This is a genomic window from Chromatium okenii (assembly GCF_016583745.1).
GTDB classification, from domain to species: domain Bacteria; phylum Pseudomonadota; class Gammaproteobacteria; order Chromatiales; family Chromatiaceae; genus Chromatium; species Chromatium okenii.
The window spans coordinates 135,965-153,461 of record NZ_NRRQ01000010.1; the positions used below are offsets into that span (position 1 = coordinate 135,965).

Here is a 17,497-nt window from a genome sequence, read left to right on the forward strand (position 1 = left end):
TTAATTTTGCACCTAATAAGTTAACAAACATTTAGTAACTTGCCAACCCAACCAGTTACTTTTAATAACTCTAATTAACGATAAGTTAGTACTATTTCTGATAGATTTCCTTGCAATTGAATAAACGGGTTAGGATCATCACCAATAAATACCGGATCAATTGTGCCTTCCGTAACTTGCATTCCAGGAAGATAATGATATTTGAGTGTGATGGAGTCGCCTAAAACAGCTTTGAAAACCAACCGATTTGCATCTCTTGCAACAAGTTCTCCCGCTCCTGCTAAAAAGAAACTGTGCAGACGCTGTACCTGATAAAACTTCAGTTGCTTCCATTCGTTAATACAAACGATGCCGTTTAATTGGTCAAAATAACGCTTGCTTTTTTCCGAGTGGGCAATGATCCAGCCGATATTGTAGCGATCAAAATACTCGTGCATTTTTTCTGGTGAAATCTCTGCGATTGGCTTCGTAAATGCCTTTCCATCCCAGAAAGAAGCAAAGCCAGTTTGCACATATGGTCCGCCAACAAACTCACGTTGGCTTTTTAATGCAAGTATTCCAGCAATATGACCGCCATCATGGATTCTTCCAAGCGAGGTTTCAAATAGAACTCGTGCTGAATTATCGGTGTTAGTATTCAAAAAACTCAGAATATGATCTGCATATTCTCCTTGATGACGCGCCTGCGGTGGATGTTGACCATAATGTCCAATGTTAGCAGATGAAACCTCGCGTCCCATTTCAACGACACTGATTGCAAGTCCAATCGCAAGCAGACCAGCACTTGCACGAGAGATTGCTCGTCGCCATGTTTTCTCGTGTTGTAATGCGTTGCAAAAAATTTCCGCAATGCTTACTGCCGCGGGCAAGGCAAGAAATAAATAGGCAACTGTAGTAAATCGATTCGGCTGGGTAAGTTTCCCTAATACGTCGTTATCGCCTGCCGTATAAGCATATAGGAGCCAGAACACGCCAACGCCAGAATAGGTTAAAAGTAACCGCCGTTGGCTGCTGAAATAGGCTAAAAAGAATCCTAAGATAACAGCCAGCGCAATTGGCGTATTGATTCTTGCTCCGTTGGCTTTATCCCAAATACCAAGAAGAGATTTAATCACTAAATCGCCGCCAGTCGCCCGTTGATAAAGATCAAAAGTCTCTTGTATTTCCAGTGGATTCAAAAAGTAGTATAACCAACCAACATTCAACAGGATGCCAATAGCTGCTACCGCTAATAACGCGGTTAACCCAAACTGCCAATGAACATCTTGCCTGTTTAAGGTAAGATAAAAAATTACAAAAAAAGTTATTGGCAGTGGGAACAAAGGATGACTAAAAAAGAGAAATGCGGCAACTAATCCTAATGCCACTGTAGCAGCTACTGTTTTGGCAATGTCGCGTGTGAGCAAGCGCACTAGCAGTGCCGTAAACGGAAGTGATGCAAACGCAATAAACACAAATGAGACCATGCCAGCGGTATGAAACCAGCGAAATATACCCGTCCACCATAACAGCAGACCCAGTAGCGCGCTCACTGCAATGGCGTTGCGTTCAAAGCGTAAAATAATTAAAGTGAGTGGTAAACAAATGCTGGCAATAAGAGAAACAGCAAAGGTATACAGTTTCCAAATGTCTGCTGCTGTCAAACTGTTTGGTAGAATACTCGCTAAAAATGCTGGCAATCTGTCGCTATGGTTAAGTGCAAAGCCGGTGGCTCTACCCGCTGCAAAAAAGGGATCATATCCAACTGCAGCGACTGCTGCCCCCATCGCAACATTGTATTCATGAAAAGGGTTGTCAATATGTAATAAACTTGCTGAACCGAATAGCTCAGATAGTGGAAATGTTTGAGCAACGAGAAGAAACTGTAATGCTACAGTTAAACCCAAAATAACTCCAAAAGTAACAGCATTTGCAGTGGATTTTGTTGATTGACATAGCATTAAATAATCAACTTTTTGCGGTATCATAACCTAGCCTGAAATTTTCTTAACTCTGTAGGTTTTTTCAAATGCTACGGGATTGCCATGTAACAAAACGCAACCCAAGCGCCATTGCTGAATGTCCATCAATACCCAACACACTTATATGCTGATGCGGTTACACTAATTGGCAGTTTGGAACAATAATGAGCCGATTACAATCACACGCTTTGGAGCGTAATCCCGATGGAAATCGACAACCGCCACCGCCTGCTGTTTGAACAAGCACATGATGCGATTATGACGCTTGCCGCGCCAGATTGGCACTTCACTTCTGGCAATCCAGCGGCATGTCGGATGTTTGGTGTCGCAGATGAAGCGGATTTTGTCAAGCTCGGACCTTGGGAAGTGTCGCCGCCCTATCAGCCCAACGGGCAACTCTCATCCGCGCAAGCTAAGGCGATGATTACGTTGGCGTTGTGCGAAGGATCGCATTTTTTTGAGTGGGTACATCAGCGCGTCAACGGTGCGCCCTTTCCGGCAGCAGTGCTGTTAGCGCGGCTAGAAGTTGATGGTCAAACCCTGATTCAAGCCACCGTGCGCGATATTAGTGACCAAAAACGCACGGAAACAGCGTTGCGCCACAATCAAGCCATGCTGGCGCGGACGGAAGCGGTTGCACAAATCGGGAGCTGGGCGTGGGAAGTGACAACCGATCATGTGGTCTGGTCGGATGAGTTGTATCGCATTTTTCAACGCGATCCCGCCGAAGGTGCGCCATCGTTTGCGGAACATCCGCAGTTATATGTGGCAGCAGACATGCGGCAGTTAATGGACGCCGTGCAGAACACGCTGACCACCGGCGCATCTTATGAACTGGAACTGCGAGCGATCCGCCGCGATGGCGCAGTGCGGGTGTGTTTGGCGCGAGGTCATGCCGAACGCGATGATCACCAGCGGATAACGCATTTGTTTGGCTCGTTGCAGGACATCACGGAGCGGAAGCGGGTTGAAGACGCCTTGCGCGAAAGCGAAGCGCGTTATCGGGCATTGTTTGACCACATCAGCAGCGGTGTGGCGATTTATTCCACCCCGGATTATGGACAAACCTTTGTATTTCGGGATTTTAATCACGCCGCCGAGCGCATCGACGGCGAGTGTCGCGCCAACTTAATCGGGAAATCGTTAACCGCAGTGCGCCCGGGCGCAGTGGCATTTGGTTTGCTGGAAGTGTTGCAACGGGTGTGGACAAGCGGCATTCCTGAGCATTTTCCCGCGCAGGTGTACCGCGATGAGCAGCGCATCAAATGGTATGAAAACTTCGTGTATCGGCTGCCCAACGGCGATGTCGTCGCCGTGTTTGATGACGTCACGGCGCTGAAAGAACACGCGCAGCGGTTGGAACAATTGGCGTATTACGACGCGCTGACGGCGCTGCCCAATCGCGTTTTATTGGCGGATCGGTTGCGGCAAGCGATGGCGCAAGCGCAGCGGCGGCAACAGCGGCTGGCGGTCGCTTATCTGGATTTGGACGGCTTCAAAGCGATTAACGATTGTCACGGACACGCGGTGGGCGATCAGTTGTTGATTGCGGTCGCGCAGCGGATGCGAGAAACGTTGCGCGAAAGCGACACGCTGGCGCGATTAGGTGGAGATGAATTTGTCGCGGTATTGGTCGATCTCGTCGAGCACACTACCGACATGGCGTTGCTCAAGCGCCTGCTCGCCGCGGCAGCCGCGCCGGTGCAATTGGGAGAACTGCTGGTGCAGGTATCCGCCAGCATCGGCGTTACCTTTTATCCGCAACCGCTGACATCAGAAGCGGATCATTTATTACGGCAAGCCGATCAAGCGATGTATCGCGCCAAATTAGCGGGGCGCAATTGCATCCAATTTTTTACGCAATATCCGCCTGAATAAAAATGCCGCACCCACTTTGATTAAAAGGGGATGCGACATTTTAGTCAGTCAATTGAGAACAATGCCGCGCTCAACAACCAAGCACCAGCACCGCATCCATTTCCACCGCCGCTCCCTTTGGTAACGCGGCCACGCCAATGGCTGCCCGCGCCGGATAAGGCGCAGTGAAATACTCCGCCATCACCTGATTGATGAGTGGAAAGTGCGCCAAATCAGTCAAAAACACATTCAACTTCACCACATCCGCCAGTGAGCCACCCGCCGCGTGCGCCACCGCCTGCAAATTCTCCAGCACCTGCCGAATCTGCACCGACATATCGCCTTCCACCAGCTCCATCGTCGCCGCGCACAGCGGAATCTGCCCCGACAGATACACGGTGTCACCCACCCGCACCGCTTGCGAGTAAGTGCCAATCGCCTGCGGCGCCAGCTCGGTGTGAATCACCTCGCGTGTCATTGCGCCGCTCCCGCGCCAGCAGCCGGAGCCGGCTCTGGAGCGATCATCCGAAGGTCTTTTATCTCACCGTCCGGAGCCGGAGCCGCTTCCGTTGGCATCTCCTGCGGAGCCACTGGCGCATCACCCTCAGCGTCCATTGCCGCCTCCATTTCCTTCTCAGAATAATCAGCCGGAATTTCAAACTGTGATGCCGCAATTGCCTCCTTACGAATCACCTTCACCTCACTCTCGGTCTCCATTTCCGAACCCATCATCTGCATCTTGGTTTTCGTCAGAATTGGATAACCCTTCACCTTCGCCATTTCCACCTGCTGCACCTTACCTTCTGGCGTATCCGCTAATAACCCATCGGGCCCGGATAAACTCATCATGTCAGTAAAGCGCGTGACATCGACATCCACTTCTTCAGTCGCCCAAATCTCCTGTTCAATACTCATCATTCCAGTTTTTTTAACCAGATACTTTTTACAATTCCATTCCCCGATTTTTTTCATCTCATCGGTCGGCGTCACCGTAATCTTGGTCTCCGCCATCATCGCCCGCATTTGTTCCATGCCCGGCTGCGACATACTCTCTTTTACCCGCCCGACATTGATCTGGTAATACTGCTTCACGGCATGATTCAAAAACGTCATATTGCCGCTGGCGGGGTCAAGAATCATATCCGTGCCTTCCGCATCCGCACTGCTCACCTTCATCTTGCCGTGCGCCAAATAGGTTTTACTCAACTCCTCTTGCGGCGCATCTTCCGTCATGCCATTGCCGCGATTGAGCGTTTCAAAATACACGCCCATTTCATCTGCTGCTTGTGCCAGCGGCACGCTCAGGCACGACACCAACAGCAGCGCAGCGGTCTGGTACACCCCACGCCGCAGACTGACGAACAACGCGGGGAAATTCAAAGCGATCATGGTGATTCCTCTAAAGTTTTGAAAAACAACAGGTTAAACAGAAAAGTTGCGTCACGCGCTCGTATTATAGGTTGCTGGCGCAGCAGACAACGAGATTTTCATCTGCCGCCCACCGCCGCCGATTCATCAAGCCGTCATCCGCTGCTCACATCGTTGCAACTCGCGCCTTCTACCATCAATCGCTACCCACTATAAATCCTAAATTGAGGTCAGAATGGTTGCGTCGGCTTTAGCGTTAGCAGCGCCGCGAGGCGAACGGTTATTCGTGGAATTAGCAACCTCAGCGCGAGAAGTTCGGGCGGCGCAAGCGTTGCGCTATCGCGTATTTGGTGAAGAATTAGGCGCACAACTCAAAGGTGATGTGGGCTGTGATGTCGATGAATTTGATGAGTATTGCCAGCATTTATTAGTGCGCGAAGTCAGCAGTGGTCGCATTATTGGCTGCACCCGTTTATTGACCGATCATCAAGCAGCGCGGCTGGGTCAATTTTATTCAGAAACTGAATTTGAGTTAAACGCAATTCGCCGATTAAATGGACGTTTATTAGAAGTTGGGCGCACCTGTATTGATCCCGAATTTCGCCAAGGCGCAGCAATTGCCGTCTTGTGGTCAGGATTAGCTGCATTTATTCATTTGCATCATTTTGATTATTTATTCGGCTGCGCCAGCATTCCGCTCGGCGATAACGATCTGCAAGCTGCCGCAATGATGAATCGGCTGCGCCGGCAAGCGTTGGCACCAGCCGCGCTGCGGGTGACGCCACGCGTACCGCTGTTGACCACGCATATCGACGACAACTTGGACGCACCGTTGCCGCCATTGCTGCGGACGTATCTGCGCCTCGGTGCCAAGGTGTGCGGCGAGCCGTGCCGCGATGCTGATTTTGGCGTCGCTGACGTGTTGATTGTGCTCAACGTTGACGAGATCAATCCCGCGTATTCGCGGCATTTCCTCAATCGCACGGCGGAGCAATGAGTGTGCGCGTGAGCGCCCGCGCTGTAGGACGGGCGATCCGCGTGAGCGCCCACTTTGTAGTTGGCGCAGTGCTGGCGCTGATCCTCACCAGCATCCGGCGCAGCGGTCGCCAACCTGCTTGGCAAGCACCCGTCACGCGCTGGTGGCATCACCGTTTATGTCGCGCTTTGGGCGTTGAGGTGCGCGTCAGCGGACGGGTCGTGCCCAACTGTCTGCTGGTGAGCAATCACATTTCTTGGCTCGATATTCCCGTTCTCGGCGCACACGGCGAACTGCGGTTTTTAGCCAAATCTGAAGTCCGCCGCTGGCCGCTCATCGGCTGGCTGGCGCAGTGCATTGACACGATTTTTATCGAACGCGGCGGGCATCAAGTCAGCGAAATCACTGCGCATTTAGTCAGCGCGTTGACGGCGGGCGGGACGCTGCTGATTTTCCCCGAAGGCACGACCACCGACGGCAGCGGCGTCGCGCGGTTTCATGCCCGTTTGTTTGGGGCGGCGCAACTGCCGGGGCAACAGATTCAACCCGTTGCCATCAGCTATCACCACGGCGCTGCGCCAACGCCGGAGACGGCAATTGCCTACATTGGCGACGACACCTTGTTGGCGAATTTGTGGCGAGTGCTGCGCCATCCGCAGTTGGTCGCGCAGGTGCAGTTTTTGCCGCCATTTCCGGTCGCAGCCGGGGCAAAACGGCGTGAATTAGCCGAGCTGGCGCAGGCATTGATCGCAGCGGCACTTTCTAGCCCTCGCCCCCCTTTGAAAAAGGGGGGTTGGGGGGATTTGAGATCAGTCAGTTGGGATTTATCCGTCGTCACCGAAACGTATCCGCCCGAAATCAACGGCGTTGCCAACACGATGCAGCAACTGGTGGACGGTTTAGCGGCGCGTGGTCATCGGCTCCAGCTCATCCGCCCGCGCCAGCCGAGCGATCCTGCGCAACCGCTGCCGCAAACGGTGCTGGTGCCCGGACTGCCGCTGCCGGGGTATCGCGGTTTGCGGTTTGGGCTGCCGGTGTATTGGCGACTGCGGCGGCACTGGTCACGCCAGCGCCCAGATTTGATTTATATCGCCACGCAGGGCCCGCTCGGACACGCGGCGCTGGCGGCAGCGCGAGCACTGAAAATTCCCACCGTGACCGGATTTCACACGCAATTTCAACACTATAGCCGCCATTACGGGCTAGGAATGCTGCTGCGCCCGATCAGCGCCAGCTTGCGCCATTTCCACAATCATTCTGATTTAACGCTGGTGCCAACGGCGGCGCTGCAAACGACCTTGACCGCCGATGGTTTCAACAATGTGCAGGTGTTCGGGCGCGGCGTTGACGTGGTGCGGTTTTCACCGACGCGACGCAGTGCCGAATTGCGGCAGTCGTGGGGCTGCGACGAGCGCAGTTTGGTGGTCATTCACGTCGGGCGCATCGCCGCTGAGAAGAATCTTGATGTCGCTTATCAGGCTTATCGCGCCATCGCAGCGGAACAGCCGGAAGTGCGATTTGTCCTCGTCGGCAGCGGCCCGGAACGCGAGCACTGGCAGCAGCGGTTTCCTGACGTGCTTTGCGTCGGCGCAAAAGTCGGCGTTGACCTCGCCGCGCATTACGCCAGCGGCGATCTCTTTTTATTTCCCAGCCTGACCGAGACTTTTGGCAACGTCGTCACCGAAGCGATGGCGAGCGGGCTGCCGGTGATCGCGTTTGATGACGCCGCCGCTCACGCCTACATCCGCAGCGGTCACAACGGCGTGACGGTGCCGGTGACTGAGCCAGCAGCGTTTATCGCCGCGAGCGTGACCGCAGCGCGAGATCGGCAGCGGTTGCGCGAGTTGGGGCTGGCGGCGCGGCACACGGCAGAAGAATTGAGTTGGGAAAAGGTGCTCGGCGGTTTAGAAACACATTTTGCAGAAGTGCTGCGCCGTTAAAAAGTACCTGAATGCTGCAAAAAACAGGTTTACAATCGCTCAAGTCTTGATAGAAATAACAGCAATACAGCGATGACCACCAATCTGCACGACACCGATTTTTATGCTTGGACGCAATTGCAAGTGGCTTTACTCAAAGCGCGGCGCTGGTCAGCAATGGATATTGACGGCTTAATTGAAGAAATTAACAGCATGGGCGCAAGCGAAAGGCGAGAGTTAATTAACCGGCTGGCGGTGTTATTAGGGCATTTATTGAAATGGCAATATCAACCGTCTTATCGTGGTTGCAGTTGGCAACTGACCTTAAAAGAACAGCGCCGCCAATTACATCGCTTGCTGCGCGACAATCCCAGCTTACGCGCCAAACTGACCGAATTAATCAGCGATGCTTATGGCGATGCAATTTTATTAGCCGCCAAAGAAACCGGATTAGATGAACAGCATTTTCCTGATAGTTGTCCGTATGCTGAAGATGATTTATTCAGTTTAGAGTTTTATCCTGATTGAATTATCAGCGCGATTTGTGCTCGCTGACTATTAAATCCCGCCTGCCCGTCATCAAATTGACCGCAAGAATTCACCGCGCCGTCACCATCTTCGCATCAGTTGGCAACGCATCGTCTCGAAGATAGGCAAACTTCTTTTTCGAGGCGCAGCGCCGATGTCCGCAATCAAACGTATGAATCCGTTGAAATATCGCAGCCTGTTTATTTCTGACGTGCATTTAGGCAGTCGCGGCTGTCAAGCAAAGTATTTGCTGGATTTTCTGCAAGCGACGCACTGCAAACAATTATATCTGGTGGGCGATATTGTGGATTTATGGGAAATGCGCAACGGGATTTATTGGCCGGAAGCGCATAATGCGGTGGTGCGCGAAGTATTAGAAAAAGCGCGGTCTGGCACTGAAGTGATTTATATCCCTGGCAATCACGACGAGCTATTTCGGACGCATCTCGGCGCGGAATTCGGCGCGGTGGCGATCCGCGATGAGGTGATTCACGAATGTGCGAATGGAGAGCGGTTTTTAGTATTACACGGCGACCGCTTTGATGGCGTGGTGCAGCAAAGTCGGTGGCTGGCGCAGGTCGGTGCAAGTGCGTATGACAATTTGCTGGCGCTCAATGGGTTGCTGAATCGTATTCGGCGGCGCTTGGGGCTGCGTTATTGGTCGTTGGCGGGTTATCTAAAACAACGGGTAAAACACGCGGTGCAATATATCGGCAATTTTGAACAGGCGCTGGCGTTAGAAGCGCAGCGCATTGGTGTGAATGGAATGATTTGCGGGCACATTCATCATGCCGAAATGCGCGAAATTGGCGCGACGTTATATTGCAATTGCGGCGATTGGGTAGAAAGTTGCACGGCGTTGGTGGAACATCACGATGGACGTTTGGAATTGGTGCGGTGGGTGGATGTTGCAGAAGAAACGGTGGGAGTGGCGTTGCCGGTGGCGGCTTGAAGTGATTGCAAGATTAAACAATCTATACGTTTTAAGCGTATTGTTGGCAAATCTTCACTATCGTTGAAATACCATTTTTACCCAAAAATGGCGTCTGGATTTGACTAAATAAGAAGGGAGGACATTTTGCAATTTATAGCGATTAAAATGTCCTCGGCAAATAAGCCACTTTCTAAAAAACTGCACGCTGTTGTTATTACATTAGCTGCTTGATATATCAATTGATGATAAATGATATACATCAAAAAATAATTGGCACTACTCCTCCTGATGTAGCCCGATTGATAGCGCCAGCAACCAACAGCACAGCAATACAAAAAAAGCCGCCGTAATGCGCGTCAGCAATACCGAATCCGTCAGGGAAAACTGCATATAACCCAATAAAGTGAGTATCCCCGCGTAATTCAAACCCCGCTTTGAAATGTGCTCATTCACCGCCGCCCGCACAAACACCGTCAACGGCACGAGATACACCAGCAGCAATCCGCTCAAACCCAGCACCCCGCAAGTCGCCAAGGCGTGGAGATAATCGTTATGCGCGTGGGTATGGCCGTTGCCGTGATTAAATTCCACAATCGCCGGCGCAATCAGCCCCGCCGTCGCCAACTGTTTGAAATAGGCGTTGAGATGACCGACGCCAATCCCCAGCATCGGCTGTTCACGTCCCGCCATCACCGCCGCTCGCCACATCTCAAACCGTTCACCCAGCGCATTGCCAGAATTCACGCCCGCGCCGGCGCGATAGTCCTGAATTTCCGTCACCGCAATGGTGAAGCGATCTTGAATCAGCGCCGAATGCGCCAGCAGCGCCCCCCCGAGCAGCGTCACACTGAACAAACCCAGCACCATCCAACGTCGGGTCGGGAATTGCTGCCAGAGATAGCCGCCGATCACCAGCAGCGCGGTCGGATAAAACACCCACGCTCCGCGAGTGCCAGAAACAACGCTGGCATAGCCGCCGGCAGTCGCAGCAAGCAGAAAGAACCACGCCCCGCGCCGTCGTGCCGCATAAAACACGCAGGCTGCCAACACGCTCAACGCAGTGGTCAAGGTTGCAATGTCGCCGAACGGAATTGGTTTGCCCTTGCTGCCGCCAGCGCGGTACTCCATCCCCGTCGCGTGCTGGAAGGCGGCGCTGAGGTGGTGCATCTCCCAGCCCGCGTGGAGTCCAGAAAGCAGTGCTGCCGCCCCGATAGCGAACCAAAACCAATCGGCTGGGGGGCGCATGGCGACCAGAAACGGCAGCAGCACTCCGCCCGCTAAAAAGTAACTGAAATAATCAAGTCCGTTGACAGCGCGGTCATCAAAACCGGCGTGACCGGCAGACAGAACGGCGATCAAGGCGTACAGCAAAAATGGTGCAGCCAAACGCTTGGCGCGGCGCGAGGCGGCAGTGCGGGGCAATGGCGCTGCTGCTCGTCGCGCCAGCCAGATCACACTCAATAAAATCAACAGATGCAGCGCCGTGCCGTGCAATTGATTGTGCGCAACCGTCACCGTCGCCGTGCTGATGACCAACAGCACCGCCGTGAGCTGCGGCAAGCGTCCCGCTGCCCACGCGGGAAGCTGGCGCAGAAAATGACCAACGTTCATTCCAGCGCCGCCCGGAAACCATCACGCGCCTTGAGTGCCGCTTGATTGGTGCAGATCAAGCTGGCGGTGCGCCGGTTTTTACACTCCAAATCTAAATACAGCGACACCGCTGGATCGCTCGGCTGCTGAATCCACACCAAGGTGAGCAGGCGCTCTTCGCGGTCATCGCGCTGCACGGCGATCAATAGCCCCGCGCCGGTGAGTTCTTCGCGGATGTCGGGCTGGGCGCGGACGTAGGCTTGCGCGGTTTGCCAAGCGCGTTGGCAAGCCGCAGCGCCCGTGCAACGCACGAGATTGTTGGCTAATTCCGCCGTTGGCGGTGAGGCGACATTCGCGCCGGGGGTGGCGTTATTTTTCAAAGCGAGATAACGGGCTTGCAATTGATTGAAGTCGGCGTGAATGGCTACTTTTTGAAATTCTTGGCTGACAATCGTGGTATAGCCAGCGCGAATCTGCTGCTCGACCTGCGCCATATCAGCGGCAAAAGACACTGGCAACGGCGGGTCTTGCGGCTGCCGCGCCAGCCGCTGCTTGTGCAGATCACGCAGGCGCTGCTGGGCTTGGCGAATCCGGTCGCGGGTGGTTTGGTTGAGGGCATCAATCGCGGCAATTTTGCCGTCGCGGGTGAGCAATAAATCTTCAATAGAATGAAACCGTTGCAGCAGTTCTTGATTGGTTTGGCGTTCTTGAACCGCACGGCGTGCGGCTTCCTGTTGCAGCCGCTCCTGTTCAGCGATCCGTTTGAGGTCTTCCGCAGTCGGCGCGGGCGCGACCACTTCGGTGCGGATGCCTTCCCGATTCAGCGTGGTGTGTCCTTGTTCGATTTGTTGGGGCGGAATGCGGTCGGAATAATGGACGACGCCGCTGTCATCGACCCAGCGATAGAGCTGTCCTTCTGCGGCGGCGGTGACTAATCCGGCTGTGAAGAGGCTGGCGCTCCACAGCACGGTGGTGCAGAGGGGAATGAGGCGGCGCGGGCGCATGTCACACCCCGTAAGTGGCGCGATAGTCGCGCACGGCGGCGGCGACCTCCGGAGCGGTGGCAGCATCTTCGAGGTAAACCAGCACATCGGTGAGCGTCAAAATGCTGAATACCGGCAGATCAAAGGTGGCGTGTACTTCGTCCACCGCCGAGCAGCCGTGCTGTCCGCGCTCTTGCCGATCTAAGGCAATCACCACGCCAGCCGGAACTGCGCCCGCAGCGCGGATGATGTCTACGGATTCGCGTACCGAGGTGCCAGCGGTGATGACGTCGTCGATAATCAGCACTCGTCCGGCGAGCGGGGTGCCGACAATCAGCCCACCTTCGCCGTGATCCTTGATTTCCTTGCGATTAAAGGCAAATGGTGTTTCGCGTCCGTGCTCGTGCGCGAGCGTGAGGCTGGTGGCGGTTGCCAAGGGGATGCCTTTGTAGGCGGGGCCGTACAGGATGGTGAAGTCTAAATCGGCGTGGACGATGCAGTGGGCATAAGCGCGGGCAAGCTGCACCAAACGCGCTCCGGTATCAAAGCCACCGGCGTTGAAAAAATAGGGACTTTTGCGCCCGGATTTCAGCGTAAATTCACCGAACCGCAGCGCGCCGATTTCAATGGCAAAATCCAGAAATTGACGTTGATACGCATACATTGCGACGGTCTCGTAGCTTAAAAAACGATGTGACAGATAGGGTTTAAGGTTGTGAGCGCCCGCGTGACAAACGGGCGCTGACATTTGAGTTTACATTAGACGCCCCGCCGCTCGTGCGCAGGCTTGCTTGACCAAGCACCGATTAGGATACTAGCGCCATGCCATTTAGCTCCTCACTGATCAATCATTTCCTCATTGCGATGCCCGGGCTGCAAGACCCGAACTTTGCTCGCACCGTGACCTATGTCTGCGAACACACGGAGCAAGGCGCAATGGGGATTGTCATCAATCGCCCGTTAGAAGTGACGCTCGGCGATTTACTCACGCAGCTCGACATCACCACCGATCACAGCGCCGTGCGCAAAACGCCGGTGTATCAAGGCGGCCCGGTGCAAACGGATCGCGGCTTTGTGCTCCACAGCGGCGGGCCAGCGTTTGATTCCACCTTGGCGATCACGCCAGACATCAGTGTGACCACTTCGCGGGATGTGCTGGAAGCCATCGCCAATGGCGAAGGTCCGGCGCAGATTTTCATTGCCTTGGGCTATGCCGGCTGGGGCGGCGGGCAATTGGAGCAGGAAATGCGGGCGAATTCGTGGCTCAACGGCCCGGCGAGCACCGACATTCTGTTTCGGATGCCGCCCGAAGCGCGATGGCTGGCAGCGGCACAATTGCTGGGCGTGGAAGACCTGCATCTGCTCAGTGGCGAAGTCGGTCATGCCTGAGCTGGCGCAGGGCGAGCACCGCTGATGTCAGTTCTGCTCGGTTTTGATTTTGGTCCCCGCAAGATCGGGATTGCAGTGGGGCAGTTGCTCACGCGCTCCGCTACGCCGTTGACGACACTGCGCAGTCGCAATCAACAACCGGATTGGGTTGGGATCACGGCGTTGATTACCGACTGGCAGCCGACGGCATTGGTTGTGGGTTTGCCGTTCAATATGGATGACACCGAAGTGAACTGGTCGCCGCTGGTGCATCGCTTTGCACGCCAATTGCACGGACGCTATCGCTTGCCGGTGCATTTGATTGATGAACGCTTGACCTCGCTTGACGCCCGCCAGCAGTTATCCGCCCGTCCCGGGCATCATTCACCGTCACGGGAAGCAGTCGATGCGCTTGCTGCGGCCCTCATTTTGGAAACATGGCTCTGTGACCAATCCTGATCCTTGTGCTGCTGAAGCACCTGCGCCAGACATCTTGGTGGATGCCGCGACGCTGGACACCGTTCTCGTGACTATGGCCGCCGAATTAGCGGCAGTGCTGGCGCGACGCGAGATGAGCAATCCGTTGATGATCGGCATTCACACGGGCGGAGTGTGGGTGGCGGAGCGGTTACATGCGCTGTTGGGATTGACGCAGCCGCTGGGTCATCTCGATATTTCGTTTTACCGCGATGATTTCACGCGGATTGGCATTCATCCGCAGGTGCGTCCTTCCTCGCTGCCGGTGAGCATTGATAACCGGCATTTGATTGTGGTTGACGATGTGCTGCAAAGCGGGCGCACGATTCGGGCGGCGCTCAATGTGCTGTTTGATTACGGGCGACCGGCGACGGTGCTGCTGGCGACGCTGGCCGAACGGGCGGGACGTGAATTGCCGATTGCGCCGGATGTGGTGGGCGTGCGCCCGCCGTTTGCACGAGCGCACCAGATCAAATTGCTCGGGCCGCAGCCGCTTCAGTTAGTGCGAAAAGCGGGCAGTTGAGCGATCTCAGCGTTCGATCCGCCCTTGTTGCTGCAAATAAAACCGCGCCAGCGGCAAATCTTCAGCGCGAGTGATTTTGATGTTATCGGCGTGACCTTCGACGAAACGCGGCGCATAACCCAGCCGCTCCAGCGCAGCGGCGTCATCAGTGACCAGCTCATTGGCAGTCAGCGCGGCATCCAGCGCCCGCCCGAGCAGCCCCAGTCGAAACATTTGCGGGGTGTAGGCGTGCCAGAGGCTGGCGCGATCAACCGTCGCGGCGATCCGTCCGTTAGCAGCAGCGCGTTTCATGGTATCGCGCACCGGAATGCCGAGCAGCCCACCGACTGCATCATCGCGCAGCGTGGTGATTAAATGATCCAAATCAGTCGCTTGCAAACACGGTCGCGCTGCGTCGTGTACCAACACCCAATCCTGCTCGTGAGCGCCAGCCGCCGTCACTGCCGTGAGCGCATTGCGCACCGAGTGACAGCGTTCTGCCCCACCGGTAGCGCGGATGACTTGAGGATGCGCGGCATAGCGGGTGTCATCCCAATAACCATCTGCCGGATCAAGCGCGACGACGATGGCGCGGATGCGGTCGTCAGCGAGAAACACCTCCAGCGTGTGTTCAATCACGGCGCGTCCCGCCAGATCAAGATATTGCTTCGGAATGGCGCTGCCCATGCGGCGACCGACGCCAGCGGCAGGCAAGATCGCCCAAAATTGAGAAATGTGAGTCATGTTGTCCGCAGTCATGCTGGTCAGTCGTCAAAAAAAAGCCCCGCTCCGTGAAGAGAAAGGCGCTGTGAACCAATTGTTTATTTTTGTTTTTCAAGCACTTGAATAAACATCTCCCCGGCTTTGATCATGCCGAGTTCCGTCCGCGCTCGTTCCTCCACCGCCTCCTCACCTTCGCTGAGATCAACCACTTCCGCTTGCAGCTCCTGATTACGCGCCCGCAATTGCACCAATTCATCTTCCAATAACGCAAGGTCTTGTTTGAACGTGCGCAGCTCCGCGAGGCTCCCCTGCCCCACCCAGAGCCGGTATTGCAGGGTTATCAACAGCATTATGAGCACTGCAATCAATCGCCGCATCGCGCCATCAATCCCTCATTGTTTAACAGCGCCTAGCGGCGGTTGATTCGGCTAAATGTTTACTTACAGCCAGCGAAAGGCAGCACGTCCAGCATAAATCGCCGCGTCGCCCAACTGATCTTCGATGCGCATCAATTGGTTGTATTTGGCCACGCGGTCGGAGCGCGACAGCGAGCCAGTTTTGATTTGTCCGGTGCTGGCGGCAACCACCAGATCGGCAATCGTGGTGTCTTCCGTTTCGCCGGAGCGATGCGAGACGACGGCGGTATAACCCGCGTTGTGCGCCATCGTGATCGCCGCCAACGTTTCGGTGAGCGTACCGATCTGGTTGACTTTAATCAGGATGGAATTGGCGATCTGTTTGTCGATGCCTTCCTGCAAAATTGTCGTATTGGTCACAAACAGGTCATCGCCAACGATCTGCACCTTATCGCCGAGCCGCTCGGTCAGGCGCTTCCAGCCGTCCCAATCGCCTTCTGCCAGCCCGTCCTCAATCGAAATAATTGGATATTGCGCGACCCAATTCGCCAATAAATCAATCATCCCGTCTGCGTCGAGCGTGCGCCCTTCACCGGCGAGGTGATAGCGCCCATCTTTATAAAACTCCGATGCCGCGACATCCATGCCGAGATAAATATCGGTACCGACGGTGAAGCCAGCTTTGGTGATCGCTTCTAAAATCGCCTCAATTGCAGCGACGTTAGACGGCAGATTCGGCGCAAAACCGCCTTCATCGCCAACTGCGGTGCCCATGCCGCGCTGGTGCAGCACCGACTTGAGGGCATGGAACACTTCTGCGCCATAACGCACCGCTTCGCGGATGCTGGCAGCGCCGACCGGCAGAATCATAAACTCTTGAAAATCAACGCTGTTATCGGCGTGACTGCCGCCGTTGATGATATTCATCATCGGCACCGGCAGGCGATAAGGGCCGGCAGCCAGCGAGCGAAATAACGGCAGCGCCTTTTCCTGCGCAGCGGCATGAGCAGCTGCCAGCGAGATGCCGAGCAGCGCGTTGGCACCGAGGCGACCTTTGTTGTCGGTGCCGTCCAGCGCGATCATCCGCTGGTCAAGCGTTGCTTGATCGGTCACGTCCAAACCGAGCACGGCGTCGCGCAGTTCACCTTCAATGTTGGCGACTGCCGTCAACACGCCCTTGCCGCCATAACGGGATTTGTCGCCGTCGCGCAGCTCCAGCGCCTCACGGGAACCGGTGGAGGCACCAGACGGCACGATGGCGCGTCCGATGGCACCGTTCGCAGTGATGACATCGGCTTCCACCGTAGGATTGCCGCGTGAATCTAAAACTTCACGCGCCCGAATATCGACAATTTCTGACATATTTCACTCCTTGCGTAACTAAAAAATAAAGCCAATCAATAAGTTGATTGACTTCAATGCGACTGGGTCGTCAGCAGTATAACGCGGGCGTCTGGATTGACTGACAACTGCCAACTAAAACACAGTGCCGCTACTAAATATCTAACAAAATCTATACAAAAGCGTACAAATCTCGCTTTGATATATTCACACCGTCAACGCAAAAGCCATGATGAAACTATGGTCTCACTTTGCTCTGGTGTGCAATTAAGGTCTCGGCTGTAACTGTCAAGACCAGAGCGATTGTAGACCTGTTTTTTGAAGCGTGGAAAACCTGCTTTTTGTTTTGCTTTTACGCGCCTGAAAAAGTGCTTAAACGCGGCATCCAAATCATCAATTGCATTGCGGGTGACACGACTGGAAACTTCGTTGTACCACTCAAATTCTTTACGAAGTACGTTACTGTAATGCTGATGTGCTTCATTTTTTTTTTGACCACTTATTTTCTGGCTTTGAAAAATGCGCCAACAACTGATTATAGCAATGGCGTTTGGAGCCACAGGCTTTATCCAAATACACCATCTGTTCAGGTGTGGGGCGCAATTCAATTTTAT

The 17,497-nt window shown here is 54.5% G+C and carries 17 protein-coding genes and 2 pseudogenes; 9 read left to right on the forward strand and 10 right to left on the reverse strand.

Translation table 11 applies throughout. The annotated features are described in order from the left end of the window. Nucleotides 1-74 precede the first annotated feature (74 nt). On the reverse strand, nt 75-1,967 hold the full coding sequence (locus tag CKO12_RS05735) for a glycosyltransferase family protein (RefSeq protein ID WP_200153777.1): 1,893 nt from the start codon (nt 1,965-1,967) through the stop codon (nt 75-77). Between the two features lie 198 nt (nt 1,968-2,165). Here CKO12_RS05735 and CKO12_RS05740 point away from each other — a divergent pair, with 198 nt between their 5' ends. After that, nucleotides 2,166-3,839 carry a sensor domain-containing protein gene (locus CKO12_RS05740; protein ID WP_200153778.1) on the forward strand — a complete coding sequence of 558 codons (1,674 nt, stop codon included), beginning with the start codon at nt 2,166-2,168 and terminating at the stop codon, nt 3,837-3,839. 70 nt (nt 3,840-3,909) lie between these two features. Here CKO12_RS05740 and CKO12_RS05745 read toward each other — a convergent pair whose 3' ends face one another. Both CKO12_RS05745 and CKO12_RS05750 read right to left on the reverse strand, forming a co-directional pair. Beyond that, nucleotides 3,910-4,296 carry a RidA family protein gene (locus tag CKO12_RS05745; RefSeq protein WP_200153779.1) on the reverse strand — a complete coding sequence of 129 codons (387 nt, stop codon included), beginning with the start codon at nt 4,294-4,296 and terminating at the stop codon, nt 3,910-3,912. Then, a complete protein-coding gene (locus CKO12_RS05750) occupies nt 4,293-5,207 on the reverse strand; it encodes a DUF4412 domain-containing protein (protein ID WP_200153780.1) in 915 nt (304 codons plus the stop codon). Before CKO12_RS05750 ends, CKO12_RS05745 begins: the two co-directional genes overlap by 4 nt. 214 nt (nt 5,208-5,421) lie before the next feature. On the opposite strand from CKO12_RS05750, the gene CKO12_RS05755 reads away from it, so the two are divergent. The 5 genes and pseudogenes from CKO12_RS05755 (at nt 5,422) to CKO12_RS05770 (ending at nt 9,561) form a co-directional block, all read left to right on the forward strand. Next, the gene (locus CKO12_RS05755; protein ID WP_200153781.1) at nt 5,422-6,183 is read left to right on the forward strand and encodes a GNAT family N-acetyltransferase; all 762 of its coding nucleotides are present in this window, start codon (nt 5,422-5,424) and stop codon (nt 6,181-6,183) included. Continuing rightward, a pseudogene (locus tag CKO12_RS15360) lies at nt 6,180-6,710 on the forward strand (lysophospholipid acyltransferase family protein); the annotation flags it as partial. The gene CKO12_RS05755 and the pseudogene CKO12_RS15360, both read left to right, overlap by 4 nt. 255 nt (nt 6,711-6,965) lie before the next feature. After that, nucleotides 6,966-8,102, forward strand: coding sequence for a glycosyltransferase family 4 protein (locus CKO12_RS15365; RefSeq protein ID WP_242466231.1), 1,137 nt, complete (start codon nt 6,966-6,968; stop codon nt 8,100-8,102). Between the two features lie 72 nt (nt 8,103-8,174). Continuing rightward, nucleotides 8,175-8,609: a DUF29 domain-containing protein gene (locus CKO12_RS05765; protein ID WP_200153783.1), complete on the forward strand. Its 435-nt coding sequence runs from the start codon at nt 8,175-8,177 to the stop codon at nt 8,607-8,609. Nucleotides 8,610-8,763: 154 nt separating this feature from the next. Then, nucleotides 8,764-9,561 carry a UDP-2,3-diacylglucosamine diphosphatase gene (locus CKO12_RS05770; protein ID WP_200153784.1) on the forward strand — a complete coding sequence of 266 codons (798 nt, stop codon included), beginning with the start codon at nt 8,764-8,766 and terminating at the stop codon, nt 9,559-9,561. 258 nt (nt 9,562-9,819) lie between these two features. Here the strand turns inward: CKO12_RS05770 and CKO12_RS05775 are convergent, their stop codons facing one another. Genes CKO12_RS05775 through pyrE form a run of 3 tightly spaced genes read right to left on the reverse strand, consistent with a single transcriptional unit; the run spans nt 9,820 to nt 12,780 of the window. Continuing rightward, complete coding sequence (locus tag CKO12_RS05775; RefSeq protein ID WP_200153785.1) at nt 9,820-11,154, reverse strand: O-antigen ligase family protein; 1,335 nt, start codon at nt 11,152-11,154, stop codon at nt 9,820-9,822. Next, nucleotides 11,151-12,137 carry a DUF4124 domain-containing protein gene (locus CKO12_RS05780; protein ID WP_200153786.1) on the reverse strand — a complete coding sequence of 329 codons (987 nt, stop codon included), beginning with the start codon at nt 12,135-12,137 and terminating at the stop codon, nt 11,151-11,153. Before CKO12_RS05780 ends, CKO12_RS05775 begins: the two co-directional genes overlap by 4 nt. A 1-nt stretch (nt 12,138) precedes the next feature. Beyond that, nucleotides 12,139-12,780: an orotate phosphoribosyltransferase gene (gene pyrE, locus CKO12_RS05785; protein ID WP_200153809.1), complete on the reverse strand. Its 642-nt coding sequence runs from the start codon at nt 12,778-12,780 to the stop codon at nt 12,139-12,141. Nucleotides 12,781-12,938: 158 nt separating this feature from the next. On the opposite strand from pyrE, the gene CKO12_RS05790 reads away from it, so the two are divergent. From CKO12_RS05790 to pyrR, 3 genes are read left to right on the forward strand one after another with little or no spacing between them, the layout of a single operon-like run. Further along, nucleotides 12,939-13,505, forward strand: a complete 567-nt coding sequence (locus CKO12_RS05790) for a YqgE/AlgH family protein (RefSeq protein WP_200153787.1) — start codon at nt 12,939-12,941, stop codon at nt 13,503-13,505. 24 nt (nt 13,506-13,529) lie between these two features. Next, the gene (gene ruvX, locus CKO12_RS05795) at nt 13,530-13,943 is read left to right on the forward strand and encodes a Holliday junction resolvase RuvX (RefSeq protein WP_200153788.1); all 414 of its coding nucleotides are present in this window, start codon (nt 13,530-13,532) and stop codon (nt 13,941-13,943) included. Next, a complete protein-coding gene (gene pyrR, locus CKO12_RS05800; protein WP_338032699.1) occupies nt 13,930-14,484 on the forward strand; it encodes a bifunctional pyr operon transcriptional regulator/uracil phosphoribosyltransferase PyrR in 555 nt (184 codons plus the stop codon). Before ruvX ends, pyrR begins: the two co-directional genes overlap by 14 nt. Nucleotides 14,485-14,490: 6 nt before the next feature. Here pyrR and ispD read toward each other — a convergent pair whose 3' ends face one another. The 4 genes and pseudogenes from ispD to CKO12_RS15505 all read right to left on the reverse strand — a co-directional run. Next, the gene (gene ispD / locus CKO12_RS05805; RefSeq protein WP_200153789.1) at nt 14,491-15,207 is read right to left on the reverse strand and encodes a 2-C-methyl-D-erythritol 4-phosphate cytidylyltransferase; all 717 of its coding nucleotides are present in this window, start codon (nt 15,205-15,207) and stop codon (nt 14,491-14,493) included. 77 nt (nt 15,208-15,284) lie between these two features. Then, the gene (gene ftsB / locus CKO12_RS05810) at nt 15,285-15,563 is read right to left on the reverse strand and encodes a cell division protein FtsB (RefSeq protein WP_200153790.1); all 279 of its coding nucleotides are present in this window, start codon (nt 15,561-15,563) and stop codon (nt 15,285-15,287) included. A 63-nt stretch (nt 15,564-15,626) separates the two neighbouring features. Beyond that, complete coding sequence (gene eno, locus CKO12_RS05815; RefSeq protein ID WP_200153791.1) at nt 15,627-16,904, reverse strand: phosphopyruvate hydratase; 1,278 nt, start codon at nt 16,902-16,904, stop codon at nt 15,627-15,629. A 194-nt stretch (nt 16,905-17,098) separates the two neighbouring features. Beyond that, a pseudogene (locus tag CKO12_RS15505) lies at nt 17,099-17,497 on the reverse strand (hypothetical protein); the annotation flags it as partial.

What these genes read in the sequence shown, in the direction of transcription:
- CKO12_RS05755 (WP_200153781.1), top strand. Translation starts at nt 5,422, where the DNA reads ATGGTTGCGTCGGCTTTAGCGTTAGCAGCGCCGCGAGGCGAACGGTTA.
- CKO12_RS05780 (WP_200153786.1), bottom strand. Translation starts at nt 12,137, where the DNA reads ATGCGCCCGCGCCGCCTCATTCCCCTCTGCACCACCGTGCTGTGGAGC.
- ftsB (WP_200153790.1), bottom strand. Translation starts at nt 15,563, where the DNA reads ATGCGGCGATTGATTGCAGTGCTCATAATGCTGTTGATAACCCTGCAA.
- CKO12_RS05775 (WP_200153785.1), bottom strand. Translation starts at nt 11,154, where the DNA reads ATGAACGTTGGTCATTTTCTGCGCCAGCTTCCCGCGTGGGCAGCGGGA.
- CKO12_RS05750 (WP_200153780.1), bottom strand. Translation starts at nt 5,207, where the DNA reads ATGATCGCTTTGAATTTCCCCGCGTTGTTCGTCAGTCTGCGGCGTGGG.
- CKO12_RS05735 (WP_200153777.1), bottom strand. Translation starts at nt 1,967, where the DNA reads ATGATACCGCAAAAAGTTGATTATTTAATGCTATGTCAATCAACAAAA.
- ispD (WP_200153789.1), bottom strand. Translation starts at nt 15,207, where the DNA reads ATGACTCACATTTCTCAATTTTGGGCGATCTTGCCTGCCGCTGGCGTC.
- CKO12_RS05740 (WP_200153778.1), top strand. Translation starts at nt 2,166, where the DNA reads ATGGAAATCGACAACCGCCACCGCCTGCTGTTTGAACAAGCACATGAT.
- eno (WP_200153791.1), bottom strand. Translation starts at nt 16,904, where the DNA reads ATGTCAGAAATTGTCGATATTCGGGCGCGTGAAGTTTTAGATTCACGC.
- CKO12_RS05765 (WP_200153783.1), top strand. Translation starts at nt 8,175, where the DNA reads ATGACCACCAATCTGCACGACACCGATTTTTATGCTTGGACGCAATTG.
- ruvX (WP_200153788.1), top strand. Translation starts at nt 13,530, where the DNA reads ATGTCAGTTCTGCTCGGTTTTGATTTTGGTCCCCGCAAGATCGGGATT.
- CKO12_RS05745 (WP_200153779.1), bottom strand. Translation starts at nt 4,296, where the DNA reads ATGACACGCGAGGTGATTCACACCGAGCTGGCGCCGCAGGCGATTGGC.
- CKO12_RS05790 (WP_200153787.1), top strand. Translation starts at nt 12,939, where the DNA reads ATGCCATTTAGCTCCTCACTGATCAATCATTTCCTCATTGCGATGCCC.
- CKO12_RS05770 (WP_200153784.1), top strand. Translation starts at nt 8,764, where the DNA reads ATGTCCGCAATCAAACGTATGAATCCGTTGAAATATCGCAGCCTGTTT.
- pyrE (WP_200153809.1), bottom strand. Translation starts at nt 12,780, where the DNA reads ATGTATGCGTATCAACGTCAATTTCTGGATTTTGCCATTGAAATCGGC.